This is a genomic window from Akkermansia massiliensis, from assembly GCF_018847375.1.
Lineage (GTDB): Bacteria > Verrucomicrobiota > Verrucomicrobiia > Verrucomicrobiales > Akkermansiaceae > Akkermansia > Akkermansia massiliensis.
On sequence record NZ_CP072036.1, the window covers coordinates 169,001 to 187,523 of the forward strand.

Here is an 18,523-nt window from a genome sequence, read left to right on the forward strand (position 1 = left end):
ACGGGGGGTCAACTGGGCTGCTCCTGGAATTCGTAAGGCTCTTCAAAGGCCTTGCGGAAACTCATGAACCCCTTGAAATCGTCCAGGGAATCCTCCGGCTGCTTGGAAAACACATCCTCCTCAATCAGCAGGAAAACCATCTCTCCCACATTTTTCCCGTTTCTCAGCCCCCATTCCTTTAATACGGTGGAGGCCATGGGGCCGAACTGGGCGAGGGCGTAATCCCGGAAGCCTTCCAGCAATTCCTGCCCGCTGACATGCCGCTGGGAGCCGTTTTCCTGCTCTTCAATGCGCTGCATGGTGAAATCCAGCGCATCTTTCAGAAAGGAATACGCCCGTTCCGCAAAACGGGGATCCTTCCGCACAATGCGGCTCACGGCATCTTCAAACGTAGGGGTGGTCATAACGGCTCACCCCTACCCTATACGGGCCCCTGTGAAAATCAAGATTTTTGGGAGCGCGCAAACTTCACGGCTTTCCTTCCTTTTTCCCGCATTCCGGCCCTTCATAAGTTCCCATGAACAGCACGGCCCGGTCCTCCGGGCTGTAAATGAGCCACAGGAAAGGACGGTTGAATTCGATCTCCGGCCCCCTGCCGCGGGGAGGAGCGCCGGCAAATGGATCCATCTCTCCGGCAGTGGAAGCGGACGCATCCAGCCCTTCCTCCCGCACTCTGACCGCGCATTTCTGGTACACGCCATGGATTTTCAACGGCTCCGGCGCGCAGCTCCCCATCCGTGAAAAATCGGCGCGGCCGGTAAACGCGTCCTCCATTCCCAGCGCCTCCAGAGCCTTTTTCAGGGAAAGCGTGGGGGAAGACTGGGAGAAACGCGGCAGCCGCAGATGGTATCTGGAATATTGCTCCAGGGGCTTTCCGCCGGGCTTCCGCGTTTCTTCCGCGGCATCCCGGGCGGACAGGGAGGACAGGATGCCGTTCCAGTCCTCTGCGGTCATCCCGTCAATGAATTGCTTCATCTTCCTCCCCTCCGGAGGAAGAACGGCCATGAAAACTGGCGCGCCCTTCCCTCCCGTAAAAAACAGGCTTGCCCCCCGCACGCCGTCCTTTTCATAATACATTCCTCCCTGCCGGGGCCATGACCTTCCCTCCGTGAATACCTGCTGCTTCATCATGGGCACCTGGCAGGCAGCGCCGTCCTCCCGGACAAAGGTCCGCAGCGCGGTGTCCCGCCCTTCAAATTTACTGTCCCAGAACGCCCTCAAATACATGGCGTTCACCAGTACAAGCACCGTCCGGTCACTCATCCGCTGCGGATTCAGAAGATTCCTGATGCGGTTTCCCGTATTCGTTGCCGCCCAGGCGTTCACCTGCCGCACGGCTTCCGCCATGTTTTCCCGGAAGGGCGCCTGAGCCACGGCATCCGGCCCCACGGCCTTTTTATAGGCGTCTTTCAACTCCACGGACCGGTCTGCAAAAATGCGGTTGGCGGAATAACAGCGCAGCGAGCGCGAAAAATCACCAGACAGAAAAGTCCAGTCCCTCCTGATTTTTCCGTCTCCGGGCAATACGGCCGCCATCTGCTTCTCCGTTTCCCCCGCCGCTCCCGGAAGCATGTAACGGAGAACTTCATACAGGGAAAAAGGGGAAATCATGACACTGCCGCCGCTTTTCTCCATGCATGCCCGGAACAGGCGCAGCTCCGGAGGAGCGGAAACACCGGGAGACGGAGCAGGCGGAATATCCGCCCATGACACGGAGCCCAGAAGAAACAAATATGCCAAAGTCCTGAATATCATGCTTCTACCTTATCAGATAGATACATCGTGGCAAGTTTTACGGACTGATGCCGCCAAAAAGCTCCATAAGCAGGAAGGAAACCTTGCCAGCCTCTGGTCCGTTTGTTATGAATGGAATGCTTTATGTTTCGTCCCTCCATCATGCTTCTGGCAACCATGCTGTGCGTTTCCTGCGTATCGCACCGGCCTATCCAGGACAGCAGTTCTCCGCCCATTGACGCGGCCAACCCGCTGGACGGCACCCCCGTGGCCCTGGCGTGGAGCTCCGGAACGCAATTGATGATGGGGGTGGACACGGGAGCGGTCCAGACGTCCCTGCTTTTCTCCCCCGCGGTGGAATCCATCGGCGCCCGCCTGCGCGGCAGGGGCGCCATGCGCACGGCCAATGTGCCCGTTTCCCTGAAGGATGACGGAGAACCCATTTCCCGGAAGCAGGACGTGGTGATGGTGGACCAGGCGCCGTATGACGGACTGCTGGGCTGGGAGTGCATCCGGAAGTACGTGTGGAACATCAACTATCCCAAACGCTCCCACCGCTTTTTCAACAAACTGCCCTCCAAAATACGGAGCTGGCACAAGCTTTCCCTGATACCCGGTTCCGACTACCCGCAGATTGCGGACAAGCACGGCCGGCGCATCATTCTGGATACGGGCGCGCCCCATGCCGTCTACATCTCCAAGAAACGCTGGAACGCCATCAAGCAGGCCTACCCGGACGCGTTCGTCAGCGTTTATTCCGGCTACAGCCCCGCCGCGGGCGGCTTTTACGCCCATGAATGCATGCACGTGAGCTCCTTCCAGCTCGGCCCCCTGGAATTGAAGAACATCCTGCTCTGTGAAAGCTTCGCCAATCCGGAAGTGATGGGCATTCCCGACGACATCGACATCATCCTGGGCTACGGCGCGCTGGCCGCGCGCCAGTTCTGGCTGGACGGCCCGGGGAACGCCCTTTATTTCAGCTCCACCAGCCACCGGATGCCCGCGCCCTCCTCCTTCAACCTGATGGGGGGCACCTTCATCCAGGACCGCAACGGGAACGGCCCCATGAAGGCTTACGTGGCCGAATGGTCGCCCGCGTGGGACGCCGGCCTCAGAACGGGGGACGTGCTCATTTCCATCAATGGGAGAAAGAATCCGTATCCGGACCTCGTAGAATATGTCACCACCCAGCGGGGGGCACAGGCAAGCGTTGTGGTCCAGCGCAGGAACAGACTGGTGCGCATTCACTGGGAAGTTCCGGCCGCGCCCCCTGCCGGGGATTATTACCCCACGCCCCAGGCCATTACGGAGCAGGAGTTTGAAAACCACGTCAAGCAGCAGGAGGAAAAGGAACAGCCCCAGGATGCCGCGGGAGACCAGCAGCCCGCGCCCGCCGCGACGGAAACTCCGGAGGAGGCCGCCCCCGCGCCTGACGGGAAAACGGACAAGACCCCCGCGGCCTGAGCCAGCCCCTATCCAGCCATCTCTCTACCACCGGCATGAACGACGCACAGCAACAGGATTCACAGGAAGCCGCCGGCGACTGCCGCATTCCCTCACCCTTCCAGAAAAAGACCTGCTGGTACGCCCTGACGGGCGTCGCCATCCTGGTGATGCTGTGCATCGCGGCCTTCGTCATCTTTGAAGTGGTGAAACTCCTGGGCTTTCTGGAACCGGTGCTCCTGCCCATCCTGATTGCCGCCGTGGTGGCCTACCTGCTGGAACCCATCGTCTCCTGGCTGGTGCACTTCAGATTCTCCCGCCCCTGGGCTGTGGTCACGGTCATGTTCGCGGCTCTGGCCGTCCTGGTGGGCTTCGGCGCCACTATCCTCCCTCCCCTGATCCGGCAGACGGATGAGCTGATTGACAACCGGATGGAGCTCTGGGACAAGACCTCCGAGCTGATTGACTCCACCATTGAAATTCCCTTCATCTCCCGCACCATTGACAGCGTTTACAGCACCAGCCTGCGGGAACTGAATACCGGCCATTATACGGACGCGGAGGTCCACGACCTGAGAAACGCCCGGACCGCCCGGGAAAAACTGGGGGCGTACATGACCATCAATTCCTCCTTTTACCAGGACAAGCTGATGAGCTGGCTCACTTCCGGCGGAAGGGCCCTGTACAGCACCATAGGCATCATGGTGAGCATCCTGATCACGCCCATTTTCGCCTTTTATTTTCTGCTGGAAGCGGATAAGATCAGGGAAAAATGGCCCAGCATCCTGCCGCTGAAGGCCTCCAAATTCAGAAAGGACGTGGTGGACACCATGGAGGAAATCAACGGATACCTGATTTCCTTCTTCCGCGGCCAGATGCTGGTGAGCATCATTGAAGGCATCCTGATCGCCATCTGCCTGAAACTGCTCGGCCTGCCGTACGCCGTCACCATCGGCGCGGCGGTCTGCGTGCTGGGCATCGTGCCCTACCTGGGCATCATCACCGCCTTCATTCCCGCCGTCCTGCTGGCCTGGTTTACGTGGGGAGACTTCCAGCACGTGCTGATCGTTTCCGGCATCTTCCTGGCCGTCAACCAGTTTGACGGATGGGTCATCCAGCCGAAAATCGTGGGGGATTCCGTGGAGCTTCATCCGCTCACGGTCATGTTCTCCGTGCTGATCTGGACGCTTATCCTGGGCGGCCTGATCGGCGCGCTGCTGGCCGTCCCGCTGACGGCCGCTATCAAGGTTCTCTACAAGCGTTACATCTGGCAGAATGCCAGCATGCGCCCCATGACGGAGCCCCTGCCGCCGCCGGAGGAGCCTCATTAAAAGCGCCAGCCAAGACCGCGCGGCCCTTCCCCCGGCAGAATCCCGGCATTTTTCCAACCATCTTTTGATCAACCGCAACAACACACACACCTGACAACATGAACAAACCCGCATTACACCTGATGCTTGCCCTGGCGGCGGCGGCCTGCCCGGCCGCCACCACGCCCCAGGTCAAGCCGCCCAAAGCCATCGTCATGATTTACGCTGACGACCTCGGCTATGGAGACGTAGGCTGTTATGGAGCCAAGGGGATTCCCACCCCTTCCATTGACAAGCTTGCCAAGCAGGGCGTCCGCTTTACGGACGCCTATTCCACCACCTCCGTCTGCACTCCCTCCCGCTATGCCCTGTTCACCGGGGAATATCCCTGGCGCAAGGAAGGCACGGGCATTCTGCCGGGGGACGCCGCCCTGATTATTGACACCAAGAAGCCCACGCTGCCCAAGATGCTCCAATCCCACGGCTATAAAACCTACATGGTGGGCAAGTGGCACCTGGGCCTGGGGGAAAGGGGAAAGAAGATTGACTGGAACAAGCACATCGCCCCCAGCCCTAACGAAATCGGCTTTGATGAAAGCTTCATCTTCGCCGCCACGGGCGACCGCGTTCCCTGCGTGATTCTGGAAAACGGCAACGTCCGCAACCTGGACCCGAACGACCCCATTGAAGTGTCCTACCAGCACAACTTCCCCGGTCTTCCGAACGGGAAGGACAACAAGGACCAGCTCAAACTCATGTGGAGCCACGGGCACAACCAGGCCATCATCAACGGCATCGGCCGCATCGGCTTCATGAAGGGCGGCAAGAGCGCCCTGTGGAAGGATGAGGAAAACGCGGATGTGATCACGAACAAGGCCATTGAATACATCCAGAAGAGCGCCAAGGCCAAGGAACCGTTCTTCCTGATGTTCGCCACGCATGACATCCACGTGCCGCGCTGCCCGGAAAAACGCTTTGTGGGCAAGAGCCAGCATGGCGTGCGGGGGGACGTTACCGTGGAACTGGACGACTGCGTCCGCCGCATCACGGAAGCCCTACAAAAAGCCGGACTGGAAAAGGACACCCTGGTGATCTTCTCCAGCGACAACGGCCCCGTGCTGGACGACGGCTACAAGGATTTTGCCGTCCGGGACAACGCCACCCACTCCCCGGCAGGCCCCTTCCGCGCCGGCAAATACAGCATTCTGGAAGGTGGCTCCCGCATTCCGTTCATCGTCAAATGGCCCGGAGTAGTCAAACCCGGAGCGACGAGCAAGGCCCTGTTCAACCAAATGGACCTGGCCGCCTCCCTGGAACAGCTTCTGGAACCCGGCAAGGCCAATTCCTTCCGCGACTCTGAAAACGTGATCCCCGCCCTCCTGGGCAAATCCGCCAAGGGACGCGACTACCACGTCATCAACAGCACCGGCAAGGCTCTGGCTATCCGCCACGGCAAGTGGAAGTTCATTCCCGCCGGCGTAGCCATCCGCGACGGGATCAACGGACTGGGAGCGAAAATGACCAAGTCCCCGGAAGGCGGCAGCCTGTTCGACCTGGAAAAGGACCCGAAGGAACTCAACAACGTAGCAGCCCAGCATCCGGACATCTGCGAGCAGATGAAAGCCAAGCTCCAGGAAATCCGCCAAAGGCCGGAAACCAAGGCCGACAGGGCGGACCTCCTTCCGCTGGACGACTAACACCCATTCAGCCTGAATCATGAGAGAATCCGCCACATGCTCCCTGTGCGGGCACGGGTATACCTACCCGGCCGGGCTGGATGAAAAAGCCGGCATGCACTGCACGGCGTGCGGCGTACTGATTCACGTTAAAACGGGGCTTCCCTTTGGGGAAGCCCCCTCTTCCCCCTCCGGGCAGAAACCGGAAAACGCCGTAAAAACACCGGCATCCCTGCCCCCCGTCAAGAAAAAGCAGCCGGCTTCTTCCGGACGGGACGCGGATGGGCGCGACCCCAGGGAAGCAAGCCGCTCCCGGCTCACTGCCGCTGGCTCCGGCACTGCCGTCCCCGCCGTGTCCTGGCTGGCATGGGGCCTGGCCCTGATTGCACTGGTCATGGCTTTCATCTTCCCCTCTTACGGGAACGACTCCACGGACCCGCTATATATGCTCCAGTGCCTGCCCTCCATGGTCTTCGGCTGCACGGCGGCCATTCTGTTCATTCAGGGGCTTGCGGCCATGCGCCGCTAGCAGAAGCCGGGCTTCCGCTGTTCCCTGGGAAACAATCCGGAACAGGCACCGGCTCAAAGCCGGCCAAACGGCCCGGCCGCCTTCCCGCAAATCCGGGATTTTAAGCTTGCCTGTCAAATTCGCAGGTTCTAAGTTACTCCCCGGTAATTTATGGAACGGGAGGCAGAGGCGCAGGACAACAGGTGGAGAACCAGGCTGGACGCCGTCCTGATGCACAGGATATGGGGTTCCCTTATCTTCCTGTGCATCGTTTACATCATTTTCTTCCTGAGCTTCGCCATCGGCGACCCTCTGGTCAGGCTCATCCAGACAGGCACGCAGATGTTCAGCATCTGGGCCTGCCGCATGCTGGAACCGTGGCCCCGCCTGCAATCCCTGCTGGGGGAAGGCGTGGTGGGCGGCGTAGGCGGCGTGCTGGCCTTTCTTCCCAACGTGGTGCTGCTCTTCGGAGCCATCACCCTGCTGGAAAACAGCGGATACATGATGCGGGTCTCCCGCCTCATGAGCCGCATCATGAAAATCATGGGCCTGAACGGCAGCAGCTTTGCCCCCCTCCTGCTGGGCTTCGGCTGCTCGGTTCCCGCCATCCTGTCCACCCGGAGGATTGAAGCGCGCAACGACCGCCTGGTCACCATCGCCGTCCTGCCCATGATGAGCTGCGCGGGTCGCCTGCCGATTTACATGATGTTCGTCTCCGCCCTGTTTCCCTCCCGCCTGCAGGCCACCGTATTGTTCGGGATTTACGCCAGCGGCGTCCTTCTGGCCCTGTGCTGCGCCCGGCTCCTGAAAAACACGCTCTTCAAGACCGCCCAGAGGGACTCTCTCCACCACATGAAGCGCCTGCGCCTCCCCTCCCTGCGGAAGGTGGGCGCCCTGATGTGGTCGCGGGCCTTCATGTACGTCCGGAAGGCGGGAACCTTCATTCTGGGGGCCTCCATCATCCTGTGGTTCCTGAACACCTACCCCAGGCCGGAGGAAGGAACCGCGCCGAATGCGGCAGCGGCCATGGAACATTCCTACGCCGGACAAATAGGCCACTGGATGGAACCCGTCACGCAAGTGGCCGGATTTGACTGGAAGATCAATTCCGCTCTTCTGGGCGCTTTTGCGGCCAAGGAAATCTTCGTCACCCAGATGGGCATTCTCTATGCGGTGCAGGACGGGGACTCCGGCCCGGCAGCCCAGCAGACCCTGAACGCCCGCCTTAAAGCCAGCTACACCCCCCTCCAGGGCATCAGCATCATGATGTTCTGCCTGATCGCCCTCCCCTGCATCGGCACCGTCACCGTCGCCAAACGGGAAGCTGGCACCTGGTGGTTTGCTCTGGCGCAATTCGGTGGATTGACCCTGCTGGGGTTTCTGACAGCTACGCTGGTGTACCAGACAGGACTGTTCCTGTAAGAGCCGGATGCGGAAAAAACGGCGGCAGGAAATATTTCCGGCAGGCCGGAATGGCGGGGAAATGCCATACTCCCTGAAAAGTTCGTCCCTTCCCGGCAACGCTACTGGCCCCCTCCTGGGAGCGAAGGCCATCCGGCCTTCGGATTCGGTCTGGCTCCACAGTCAACGGAAGAGAGCTTTCCTTCTTCCGTTTTTTGCCACCGCTGGCAAGGAGCAGGAGCCACTTGTTCCCAGGGAGGAGCCCATCGTGTACCGGGAACAAGGAAACCTCGTTTCCGGCAGCGAAGGGAATTCCCTTACATACAAAAACCGGAGGGATGTCCTCCCTCCGGTTCCGAATACGGCTAATGAAGCCGTTTAAATCGTCTTGATGACGGAAGATTCGTCCTCCTCCCTGTCATCGGAGGAAGCGGCCTTCCTGGTGGGCACAGGCGTCTTCCTGACCTTTTCCAGGGCCTTGTCCACCGCCGTAATTACCTTGTCTTCCCCTGTTTTCTGGCTGGCCAGCTCATTATAGATTTTTTCCTTGGCTTCATAATCAGCCTTGGCGGCGGCATCGTTCGGGTTGGCCTTGAATTTGTCCTCCGCCTTGAACAGGGCTTCCTCTGCGGCCTGGAACTTGGGTTCCACCACATTCCTGTGGTCTTCCGCCGTCTGCTTGATGCGGCCCAGCAGGCGGATCACATAGGGGCGGTTGCTGAGCCTCTTGAAGGCGGAAACCAGGAACTGGCGGCGTTCGCTCGTCTTGGCGTCCGCTATCAGGGGCTCGAACAGCTTGAGCGTGGCGTTGTCATCCCGGTCACGGTCCACGGAGAGCACGCGGAGAATGGAATCATGGGCCTGGGAACGCACGCGTTCATGCAGGGATTCATCCTTCCACGCCTTGAACAGGTACGGAACGGCGTCATCCGTGTTCCAGTCCCCCCAGGCGGTGATGATGGCGAGCGCCTTCTTGGGGTCTTCCTTGTAGCTCTTTTCCATCATGTCCAGCACCTTGGGATCGCCGGTGCGGGCCAGCAGCTTGTAGAGGACCTTGACGTTTTCCTCCGGCATGTTCTTCTGGTACTGGAGCAGCTTGGAAGAGAGCGCCATGCGCTTGGCCGGGGGGGCTTCGTCAATCAGGTAGCGGGCCGTGCGGAAGGCGGAGGAAACCAGGTCCTGGGAAGCATCCTTCTGCTGGAGAATCTTCATGACGTCATCCAGGTCGTCCAGCTTCATGGCAAAGCGCATGTACTTGAGCACCACGGCCTGCTTGTCCTGAATTTTCTTGTTCTTGCTATCACTGATGGAGGCGTACAGGTCTTTCAGCATGTCGCGCATGGCGGGGCTGGAAGATTTAGCCAGCAGCGTCACCATCATGGAGTATTTCTCCTTGCTGTACCTGCCGACGTTTTTCTTCATGTCTTCCACCACCTGGCGTGCGATGTTGTCATCCATCTGGGCCATGATGGAAACCAGGTGGGCGGCGCCGGGCCAGTTTTCCCGGTTTCCCTTGGCTCCCCTCACATTGGCTAGGAGCAGGGCGGCGTCCTCCGCATTGGGCACCACCTTCACGTCCGGAACGCGGCTGAGATTTTTGGAATCAAACAGGCGGCTGCGGCCCAGTTTGCCGCCTTCCACCACCAGTGCATTCAGGCGCGCGTTTTCCCCTTCCACCTGGTCTTTCTTGCTGTTGGTATGCCAAGCATAAATTCCTACCCCGGCAGCGGCAAGCACCAGGGCGCATACCCCGTAAATGACGCCCCTCAGCAGGGATTTGGATTTATCCACGGAGGCGACCATTTCCCGGGTGGTTTCCGTGCCGGCAGGCGGCTGGATGCCGCCCGTGCCCGCGAGGGGAACGCTGGCGGTGGGAGAAACGGATGCGGCAGCCACGGGCTGGGAAGCCGCGGCAGACGCCACGGAAGGAACGGGCGCGGTCCCCGCAGGGGATTTCAGCACCTTCAACCGGGGCACGGCGCTTTCCGCCGGGGCGGCGGCAGGAGCTTCCTCCGCCGGGGCAGGAGCCGGGGAAGTCTTTAAAACTTTCAATTTGGGAATGGAACCTGTGGAAGCCGCGGCAGACGCCGGAGCAGCCGGTTCAGGCGCCTGAACGGCAGCGGGAGCCACGCCGGCGGCCTGCGCCAGGGCAGCGGCCTGCGCGTCCGCCAGGGCTTTCTGGGCCTCCGCCACCTTGGCAAGGGCATCCTGAATCTGGGCATCCACCGCCGGACCGGGCAATGGTTGGGAAGCAGCTTCCTTTTCCTCCTGTTCCGCCGCAAGACGGGCCCTTTCCTCTTCCGCCGCCACACGGGCCGCTTCCTTCTCCGCGGCAATGCGAGCGGCTTCCGCGGCCTCCTGCTCCGCCCTGATTCTGGCGGCTTCCTCCTCGGCGGCTATTCTGGCCGCCTCTTTTTCCGCAGCGATGCGGGCGGCCTCCTGCTCGGCTGCCGCCTTTTCCGCCGCAATCCTGTCCGCCTCCGCCTGTTCTGCGGCACGGCGCGCGGCTTCCTCCTGTTCCTGGGCCAGCTTGGCCTGCAATTCAGGAGTGAGGAAACGCGGTTTGGCAACTTCCACGCCTTCCGCGGCGGGGGAAGCAAACTTTACTTTGGGCGCTGCCGCAGGGGCTGCCGTTACCAGGCGGCGGCGTAATTTGGGAGCCTCTGGAGAAGACGGGGTTTCTGGCTGGTCGGTCATGATGATAAAATGGCTGGAAGATTGGGGTGATTTTACACGATCCCTCCGGCTCCTGCAATCTCAAAATCCGGACTGACGAAGGGACGCGAAATTCTCCGGAACTCCTGATTCAACAAGGAATTCAGGGAAAAAGACTTCATGCGGCGCAGAAAATAAAAAAGCGTTTAAACATCCCGCAAGCGCCCTTGCACGGAATGTTAAACAATTCAAATTTTAAATAATAAAAATCATGAATAAAATAAGCATATTACCTCTGAACGTCAACAATATGCCCCCTATATTTAAACAGTCTTTTAAATTATGTCAAAATACTTGCTCTTTTTGCTTGCTACCCTACGGACCTTTGATTAAACAAATAGCCACTCGTCAATATCATGAACTCCAACGACAGCACCAAAAACAAGAGGCGCTATACGCCTGAAGAAAAACAATCCGTTCTTGACTTCATCGCTGAACGGAAAACTCAGAACAAAAGAGGCGCCCAGAAGGAAGCCGCTGAACGCTTCGGCATCAGCACGGTAACCATTTCAAGCTGGATGAAGGCCACCAAGGCCAAGCGCGGCCGCAAGCCCGGCACCAAAAATACAGCCGCTCCCAAAGCTCAGCCTCTCGCTGCGGCCCAGCCCGCGGACCTGCGCCGCCTGGCAGCAGTCCTGGAAGAAATCGCCGACCTTGAAGCCCAGACAACCAAGCTCGACACCCTGCGCGCCGAAGCGGAGGAACTCAAAAACAGACTTACGGCCAAACAGGCCTGATTGCGTTTAGCCATTCCTTTTTCCGGTAACCGGCTTTCCTTAACGGAAGGCCGGTTATTTTCTTTCCGGAGATCGCACTTGCCCCTCCGGAACAATTCCTTTAATATTTGCGCCCGTGACTCAACCCGCCCACATTGCTCCCGCGAGCCAGTCCGTGGAAGGCATGTATGCCGACTACTTTCTGGATTACGCCTCGTACGTCATCCTGGAACGGGCCGTACCCAAGATCAATGACGGGTTCAAGCCCGTGCAGCGCCGCATCCTGCACGCCATGGACCGGCTGGACGACGGGCGCTATAGTAAAGTGGCGAACATCGTGGGGGACACGATGAAATTCCACCCGCACGGCGACCGCTCCATTGCGGACGCGCTGGTGGGGCTGGGACAGAAAGGGCTGCTCATTGACACGCAGGGGAACTGGGGCAACATCCTGACCGGGGATCCCGCGGCGGCCTCCCGCTACATTGAAGCGCGCTTCACCTCCTTCGCCCGTGAGGTCGTCTTCAGCCCGAAGGTCACGGAATGGCAGCTTTCCTATGACGGCAGGAACAAGGAGCCGGTCAGCCTTCCCGTCAAATTCCCCCTGCTCCTCGCCCAGGGAGCGGAAGGCATTGCCGTAGGCCTTTCCAGCAAAATTCTTCCCCACAATTTCAACGAACTGATTGAAGCCTCCATCGCGCACTTGCGCGGCCAGCCCTTCCAGCTTCTGCCGGACTTCCCGACCGGAGGCGTGATGGACGCCACCAACTACCGGGACGGGGAACGCGGCACAGGGCGCGTCCGCATCCGGGCGCGCATCCTCACGGAATCGAAGAAGCTTCTCCGCATCACGGAAATTCCGTTCGGAGTCACCACGGAAATCCTGATTGATACCATCGTCTCCGCCGCGGAAAAGGGGAAGATCAAAATAGCCCGCATCGAGGACAATACGGCCCAGCACGTGGACATCCTGGTGCATCTCCCGGCCGGAGCGGACCCGGAGCAGACCAGGAAAGCCCTGTTCGCCTTCTCCGCCTGCGAGGTCAGCATCTCCCCGAACGCCTGCGTCATCGTGGAGGAAAAGCCCCGGTTCATGTGCGTGAGCGACATCCTGCGCTACAACACGGACTCCACCAGGGAAATCCTGCGCCAGGAACAGGAAATACGCCTCAAGGAACTGAACGAGGCATGGCACCAGGCAAGCCTGGAAAAGATTTTCATTGAAAACCGCATTTACCTCTCCATTGAAGATTCCGAGACGTGGGAGGAAGTGCTCGGCACCATTGACCGGGAATTGCAGCCGTTTGCCGCCCAGCTGCGCGCGCCCATCACCAGGGACGACCTGGTGCGGCTGACGGAAATTAAAATCAAGCGCATTTCCAAGTTTGACGCGTTCAAGGCGGACCAGCACATCCGGCAGCTTGAAGCGGACATTGAACAGACGCAGAAGAACCTCAGCCAGCTCACCAAATTCACCATCCGCTGGTTTGAAGCCCTGCGCAAGAAGTACGGCGCGGCCTATCCCAGGAAAACGGAAATCTCCTCCTTCGGCTCCGTGGACCGCGCCCAGGTGGCCGTGGCCAATGAAACGCTGTATATTGACGAAGAAGGCTTCGCCGGGTACGGCGTCAAGAAGGGAAACCCCGTCTGCAAATGCTCCACGCTGGACGACGTGCTGGTCATCGACAGCGCGGGCGTGCTCAAGATCGTGCGGATTCAGGACAAATTCTTCGCCGGTAAGAACCCCCTTTATATTTCCGTCATCAAGAAGGATGATGACCCCGTGTTCAACCTGATCTACCGGGACGGAAGGGACGGCCCCGTGTACGCCAAGCGCTTCCGCATAGGCGGCTTCACCAGGGACAAGGAATACCCGCTCACCCGCGGCGCGAAGGGAACGCGCATCTTCCACTTCTCCGTGCATGAAACGGAGGAAAACAGCTCCCAGATCAGCGTGAACGTCTATCTGAAGGCCGTGCTGAAACTCCGCAACCTGGTCAGGCCCTTCCACTTCGCGGACCTGAGGATTAAAAACCGCGGGGTCCAAGGCAACATCATTACCAAACATCCCGTGGAGCGCGTCTCCCGCATCATGCCCCCGGCGAAAACCGGAGACGAGGAAACGGAGGAAGAAACGCCCTCCCCTTCCGCTGCCACGGAACAGGCGGAAAACACGTCCGTTCCGGATACGGAGACGCCGCAGGCCGGAACATCTCCCGGACCGGAGGAACCTCCTGCCGGACCGGCACTGGAGCAGGGCTCCCTGTTTGACTCCTGAAGCGGTTAAAATGAGGCGCGCCATGCCTGCCACCCCATTTTCGGCTTGCCACCATGGGCCATCTTCTGTAGATATGGGCCACCTCATTCACCACGCCGCTTTAGCTCAGTGGTAGAGCACCCGCCTTGTAAGCGGACGGTCGTCAGTTCAAATCTGACAAGCGGCTCCATTATAAACCCCTCAAGTTCACCGCTTGAGGGGTTTTCTTTTTCTTGCCAGGGAGAACCCAGTCCCACGTCAGGCCGCACGTCAAAACGGAAAAGGCCGTTCCCTCCGGATTTGTCCTGAAACGGGAATGCGCGGCATGCCGTTTCCGATTACGCCCATCCTGAACCGGAAACGGAGGCAGGAGTTCATACCGCCCGCAGTATCCGGAACACGACGGGCCGCATTCATAAAAAAGCCCCCTGGCACGGAGGCCAAGGGGCGAAGTATCCTAACGTAAAGTCCTTTGACTGTGGCACCATTCCCAACGGGACGCAAGACTTAATCATCCTTTTTGCGCATAATAAATTCCGGGTGCACCGAAGCAGTCGCGGAAAACCCCTGTGCCATGCTTCGGAGAGGAGCGCCACTTTCCTGAATGGCTCCCAGAGTCCGGGGAATATCCGGAAACGATTCCACGGCGTCTTTAATGCCGCCAATCTCCGGAAATGGAAGGAATCACTATCCCTCACCGGGTTTTGTGAATTTCAGGCGTTATGCTTTTTGTTTTCAATGGTTCATGAATAGCCTAGGAATAAAGGGCCCAGCGCCGCCGGGGAAAGAACGGCACCCCCATACAGGGACGCATCAAACCGCTCCGGAGACGCCTCATTTATCCCCGGCAGCCGTGCATGCAGCTCAAGCGGCGGACCGTTCATTGATGGAAAACGGCAGGTCAAAAAGCCATTTTTCCCCTTGAAGACGCATTCATTGCAGGTCCGCCGAACCTCCACCATTATTGGAACCTATGAATACTACAGAAAAAAAGATGGCTGCGGCCATTCTCCGCTTTGAAGACGATCGCGTCACCGGGCCGGCCTCCCTGCGCGTTTCCCGCCTTCCTGCCGCTGACAAGGGCGGCAAGTGGGAAATCTGCGGCATCTGCGACGGCTTTGAACCCGCCGTATTCAACCGCCTCAAAGCCTTGCTTGACGCCGGAAAACAGGAAGAAGCCTGGGAAGGCTGTCTTCAATATATTCTGGACAATACCGCCGCCGTCCGTTCCTGGATTGGTTCTGACACCCATCCGGGCATTGAGTTCTTCCTGCGGGACCATTATTTCAATTCCGGCAGCAAGAACACCGGGAAGATATTGCAGCGAGCCTTGAACGACCACGGCGCCGGAATTGCCGTGGACGGCATTCCCGGAAAACAAACCCGCCAAACGCTGCAAACCGTTCTTGCAGAATCCGGAGAACGCAAACTCCTTGACAGCCTTTACGAGCGGCGCGAGTCGTTTTATTGTTCATGCAGGCAGTTCAGCACCTTCGGTAATGGCTGGCGGAACCGTTGTAAAAATGCCTACGAGTTCGCCGCCGCCCTGGCCTAGCAGGACTTTCACCAGAAATGCCGCGAACCGGGAAGCGGCCGGCACCTTTGAATGCCTAGCACGCTTTCATCAGGGCGGTCTCCAGCATGCAACAAAAGCATCCATGCGGTTTTCCGCATGGATGCTTCCGTTTCTTCAACAGGGTCAGGAGAGCGGTCCGGCAACCGCAGACGCCGCCAGCAGGCGGCAGAACCGGGAAGAAGACAACTTCATCAGCCGCCCGTCCCCGCGCTTGCCATGCTGGGTCAGAATCCATGGCAGGGAAAGAATTTCCCGTTCATAAGTCAACAGTTCCCGCACCTCTCCCGCCAGAAAATGGAGATGCCAGGCATCGCACCGTTCCGGCTCAAACCGGCAGCGGACATCGATAATCCTGCCGAAAGGAGCGGAGGAATCCACCCGGCGCGCCATCAGGACAAGCTCCGGGGTACGGACATAGACATCCTGGCAGCGCCCATCCTCATCCATCTCTTCTTCCCTCCTGCCCGCAGCCAGATAATAGGCGGCGGCGGCTGATAAAGCGTTCATGCCATCCCCCTTTCGCCACAGGCCATTCACTTCCGCAATTCCCGCCGGGACGGCTCATGCAGAACCGCTTGTCCCGGCAGGTTGCGGACCGGACGGCACGGAATCATTTGCCTTTCCGGATTCTCTGGATCACAGGCTGTACCTCCGTCTCCGGCTGGGCCTGGGAATAGGACAGGCGACCCGGTTCCAGCACCAGGCAGGCGCCATCCCTGCATATCTCCGTCCGCTCCGCAGTCACGTCTATGGTATGCCCGCAGCCGGAAAGGAGGGAGGACGCCGCATAGGCCGCTCCCGCCAGGACCACCCACAGGAGGCGTTCCCACCACGTCAATCCGGGCCGGTACTTGCTTTTCTCATAGGCGTTTTTCATGCCCTGCTTTCCCGCTTCCAGAGCGGCTTTCTTTTGTTCTTCCGTCAGATTGAGCTTCATCGGCGGGCGGGGGCAAGGAGTTCAAGGAATTCAGGTGCGCGCTGCGCCGCAGCGGTTCCGCAGGGAAAGCCCGCGCCATGGCAGGATTGTTCATTGCTGTTCATCTCGTTCATTTGTTGGTTCATGGCCTTGAAACGCCCCCTGCCCTGCACGGGACAGGATATCCGCAGCCTGCCGGAAACCAGCGCGGCGGCAGCGGGCCGTTCAAGGCACCGCCATCTTTGACCTGCCCGCGGGGTGGGGCGCAACACGCCTGACACGTCCGGGAACATGGAGGATGAAACCGGCCGCACAAGCGGGAATTTCCGCTGCGGATAACAAATACCCTGTTGAAAACGGAACCGGTTCATGCTAGTTTCTTCCCTGCTATGGCAAAATCGGCTCTGGGGAAAGGCTTTGACGCCCTTATCAATCAAAATCTGTCTCGTGAATCCTTGGCGGCTCCCCAGGCGGGAGACGTTGTGCATCAATTATCCCATGCCTCCATTATTCCCAGCTCCCTCCAGCCGCGCGCCATCTTTACCCCGGAACAACTGGCGGAGCTGGTGGACTCCATCAAGGAGCACGGCATCATCCAGCCGCTGATCGTCCGGAAAACGGAAAGCGGCAAGTATGAGCTCATTGCCGGGGAAAGGCGCTGGCGCGCTTCCGGCATCCTGGGCCTGTCCACCGTGCCCGCCATCATCCGGAAGGCTTCCGACAAGGACGTGCTGGAGCTGGCGCTGATTGAAAACCTCCAGCGTGAAAACCTCAGCCCGCTGGAAGAGGCCTCCGGCTACATGCGCCTGAAAACGGAATTCCGCATGAAGCAGGGGGACATCGCCAAGCGGGTAGGCAAATCCCGCGCCGCCGTAGCCAACAGCATGCGGCTTCTGGATCTTCCCCAGGCGGTCCAGGACATGCTGGGCAACGCCTTCATCAGCGTGGGGCATGCCAAGGTGCTCCTGTCCCTCAAGAACCAGGACCAGCAAATCCAGCTCGGGCGCGACATCGTCAACAAGGGCTACACCGTGCGCCAGACGGAGAAAGCCATCCAGAAGCTTCTCAATCCTCCGGAACCGGCGGCTCCCGCCAGAAAGCCCTCCTCCCCGCAGTACAAGAAGATTTCCAGCGTGCTCGCCAAACAATTCGGCACGCCGGTAAATATTTCCGGACAGGGAAGCCGGGGCTCCATTGAGATCACCTTTTCCAGCAAGGCCGAATTCGTCCGCATTCTTGAACTTCTGGGCCAGGATGAATGGTCCGCTTCCAAGTAAACCTTCCACTCCGTCTTTTTCCCATGACGCCCCGCATCGGACTCATCCTGCTCACGGCCCTGCTGATGCAGTGCGGAAATCCCGTGGAAACGCCCCTTCCGGGTGCGGAAACCATTCCTGCCCGGCTCCAGGAAACAACCCACTTCAACGGAGGAAACGCCATGTTCCACGCCGCCCGGATGACGGAGATGGGGGACCGGGGTTCCGGCACTCCAGGCTACCGCCAGCAACTGGACTACCTGAAGAAGGAACTGGCCAAACACGGCTGGACCTGCCAGGAGCAGTCCTTTGAACAGGAAACATCCAAGGGCCCCATCCAGTTCGTCAACCTGCGGGCCCGCTTTGGCAAGGCGCCGGATTTCCAGGCTCCGGTCCGGGGACTGCTGACCTGCCATATCGACACCAAGCAGGGCATCGCCGGCTTCACCGGGGCCAATGACGGGGCTTCCGGCGCAGCGGCCATTCTGGAAACGGCCCGCATCCTGGCCGGGGAACCCGCGCGCGCCGGGGAATTGGAGCTGGTGTTTTTTGACGGAGAAGAGAGCTTTGCGGAACACATGGACAGTGACGACGGCCTGTACGGCTCCAAGCACTATGCCGCCGCCATGCGGAAGCCGCTGCCCAAGTGGATGATCAACCTGGACATGGTCGGGCGGCAGGGAAAAAAGATACGCATCCCGGTCATGACGCCCCAGTCCATGTACCGGGTTTATTCCCGCGCCATTCGTGAACTGGGCTATTCACCGGAGGAATGGGGGGTCTCCGGCTACGCCATTCTGGACGACCACGTCCCCTTCATGGACCTCGGCATGGATACGCTGAACATCATCGACGATTTTCAGGACGGCAACTGGTGGCACACGTCCAAGGACAACATAGGCATTCTGGGTGAGAAATCCTTCAAGCAAACCGGAGAAATGACCCTGCATATCCTCCGCCAGCTGCTGCCCGACCCTCCCTCTACCTGACAACCAGGCCTGAATCCCCAACTACC

15 protein-coding genes and 1 tRNA gene are annotated in these 18,523 nt (G+C 59.5%); 11 read left to right on the plus strand and 5 right to left on the minus strand.

The window, feature by feature from the left end; translation table 11 throughout:
* Positions 1–8: 8 nt before the first annotated feature.
* Both J5W70_RS00755 and J5W70_RS00760 read right to left on the minus strand, forming a co-directional pair.
* Positions 9–404 carry a Minf_1886 family protein gene (locus J5W70_RS00755; protein WP_022397477.1) on the minus strand — a complete coding sequence of 132 codons (396 nt, stop codon included), beginning with the start codon at positions 402–404 and terminating at the stop codon, positions 9–11.
* Positions 405–468: 64 nt separating this feature from the next.
* On the minus strand, positions 469–1,755 hold the full coding sequence (locus J5W70_RS00760) for a serpin family protein (RefSeq protein ID WP_215840608.1): 1,287 nt from the start codon (positions 1,753–1,755) through the stop codon (positions 469–471).
* 141 nt (positions 1,756–1,896) lie between these two features.
* On the opposite strand from J5W70_RS00760, the gene J5W70_RS00765 reads away from it, so the two are divergent.
* The 5 genes from J5W70_RS00765 (at position 1,897) to J5W70_RS00785 (ending at position 8,093) form a co-directional block, all read left to right on the plus strand.
* A complete protein-coding gene (locus J5W70_RS00765; RefSeq protein ID WP_022397479.1) occupies positions 1,897–3,198 on the plus strand; it encodes a PDZ domain-containing protein in 1,302 nt (433 codons plus the stop codon).
* Between the two features lie 35 nt (positions 3,199–3,233).
* The gene (locus J5W70_RS00770) at positions 3,234–4,508 is read left to right on the plus strand and encodes an AI-2E family transporter (RefSeq protein ID WP_022397480.1); all 1,275 of its coding nucleotides are present in this window, start codon (positions 3,234–3,236) and stop codon (positions 4,506–4,508) included.
* A 98-nt stretch (positions 4,509–4,606) separates the two neighbouring features.
* A complete protein-coding gene (locus J5W70_RS00775; protein ID WP_022397481.1) occupies positions 4,607–6,184 on the plus strand; it encodes a sulfatase family protein in 1,578 nt (525 codons plus the stop codon).
* Positions 6,185–6,203: 19 nt separating this feature from the next.
* Positions 6,204–6,692: a hypothetical protein gene (locus tag J5W70_RS00780; protein WP_022397482.1), complete on the plus strand. Its 489-nt coding sequence runs from the start codon at positions 6,204–6,206 to the stop codon at positions 6,690–6,692.
* A 150-nt stretch (positions 6,693–6,842) separates the two neighbouring features.
* On the plus strand, positions 6,843–8,093 hold the full coding sequence (locus J5W70_RS00785) for a ferrous iron transporter B (protein WP_022397483.1): 1,251 nt from the start codon (positions 6,843–6,845) through the stop codon (positions 8,091–8,093).
* Positions 8,094–8,450: 357 nt separating this feature from the next.
* Here the strand turns inward: J5W70_RS00785 and J5W70_RS00790 are convergent, their stop codons facing one another.
* A complete protein-coding gene (locus tag J5W70_RS00790; protein WP_022397484.1) occupies positions 8,451–10,769 on the minus strand; it encodes a hypothetical protein in 2,319 nt (772 codons plus the stop codon).
* 374 nt (positions 10,770–11,143) lie between these two features.
* On the opposite strand from J5W70_RS00790, the gene J5W70_RS00795 reads away from it, so the two are divergent.
* The 4 genes from J5W70_RS00795 to J5W70_RS00810 all read left to right on the plus strand — a co-directional run bounded on the left by J5W70_RS00795 (position 11,144) and on the right by J5W70_RS00810 (position 15,315).
* Positions 11,144–11,524, plus strand: a complete 381-nt coding sequence (locus J5W70_RS00795) for a hypothetical protein (RefSeq protein ID WP_022397485.1) — start codon at positions 11,144–11,146, stop codon at positions 11,522–11,524.
* Positions 11,525–11,639: 115 nt separating this feature from the next.
* Positions 11,640–13,781 (plus strand): DNA gyrase/topoisomerase IV subunit A, encoded by a 2,142-nt coding sequence (locus tag J5W70_RS00800; protein WP_022397486.1) that lies wholly within the window; start codon positions 11,640–11,642, stop codon positions 13,779–13,781.
* A 94-nt stretch (positions 13,782–13,875) separates the two neighbouring features.
* Positions 13,876–13,950: transfer RNA gene (locus J5W70_RS00805), tRNA-Thr, on the plus strand.
* Positions 13,951–14,733: 783 nt separating this feature from the next.
* On the plus strand, positions 14,734–15,315 hold the full coding sequence (locus J5W70_RS00810) for a putative peptidoglycan-binding domain-containing protein (RefSeq protein ID WP_022397487.1): 582 nt from the start codon (positions 14,734–14,736) through the stop codon (positions 15,313–15,315).
* A gap of 144 nt (positions 15,316–15,459) precedes the next feature.
* Here J5W70_RS00810 and J5W70_RS00815 read toward each other — a convergent pair whose 3' ends face one another.
* Entirely contained in the window at positions 15,460–15,843 is a 384-nt protein-coding gene (locus tag J5W70_RS00815; protein WP_022397488.1) for a hypothetical protein, read from the minus strand.
* A gap of 103 nt (positions 15,844–15,946) precedes the next feature.
* Positions 15,947–16,273, minus strand: coding sequence for a hypothetical protein (locus J5W70_RS00820; RefSeq protein ID WP_022397489.1), 327 nt, complete (start codon positions 16,271–16,273; stop codon positions 15,947–15,949).
* A 368-nt stretch (positions 16,274–16,641) separates the two neighbouring features.
* On the opposite strand from J5W70_RS00820, the gene J5W70_RS00825 reads away from it, so the two are divergent.
* Both J5W70_RS00825 and J5W70_RS00830 read left to right on the plus strand, forming a co-directional pair.
* A complete protein-coding gene (locus J5W70_RS00825) occupies positions 16,642–17,529 on the plus strand; it encodes a ParB/RepB/Spo0J family partition protein (RefSeq protein ID WP_022397490.1) in 888 nt (295 codons plus the stop codon).
* 23 nt (positions 17,530–17,552) lie between these two features.
* Entirely contained in the window at positions 17,553–18,497 is a 945-nt protein-coding gene (locus J5W70_RS00830) for a M28 family metallopeptidase (protein ID WP_022397491.1), read from the plus strand.
* The last annotated feature ends 26 nt before the right edge of the window (positions 18,498–18,523 follow it).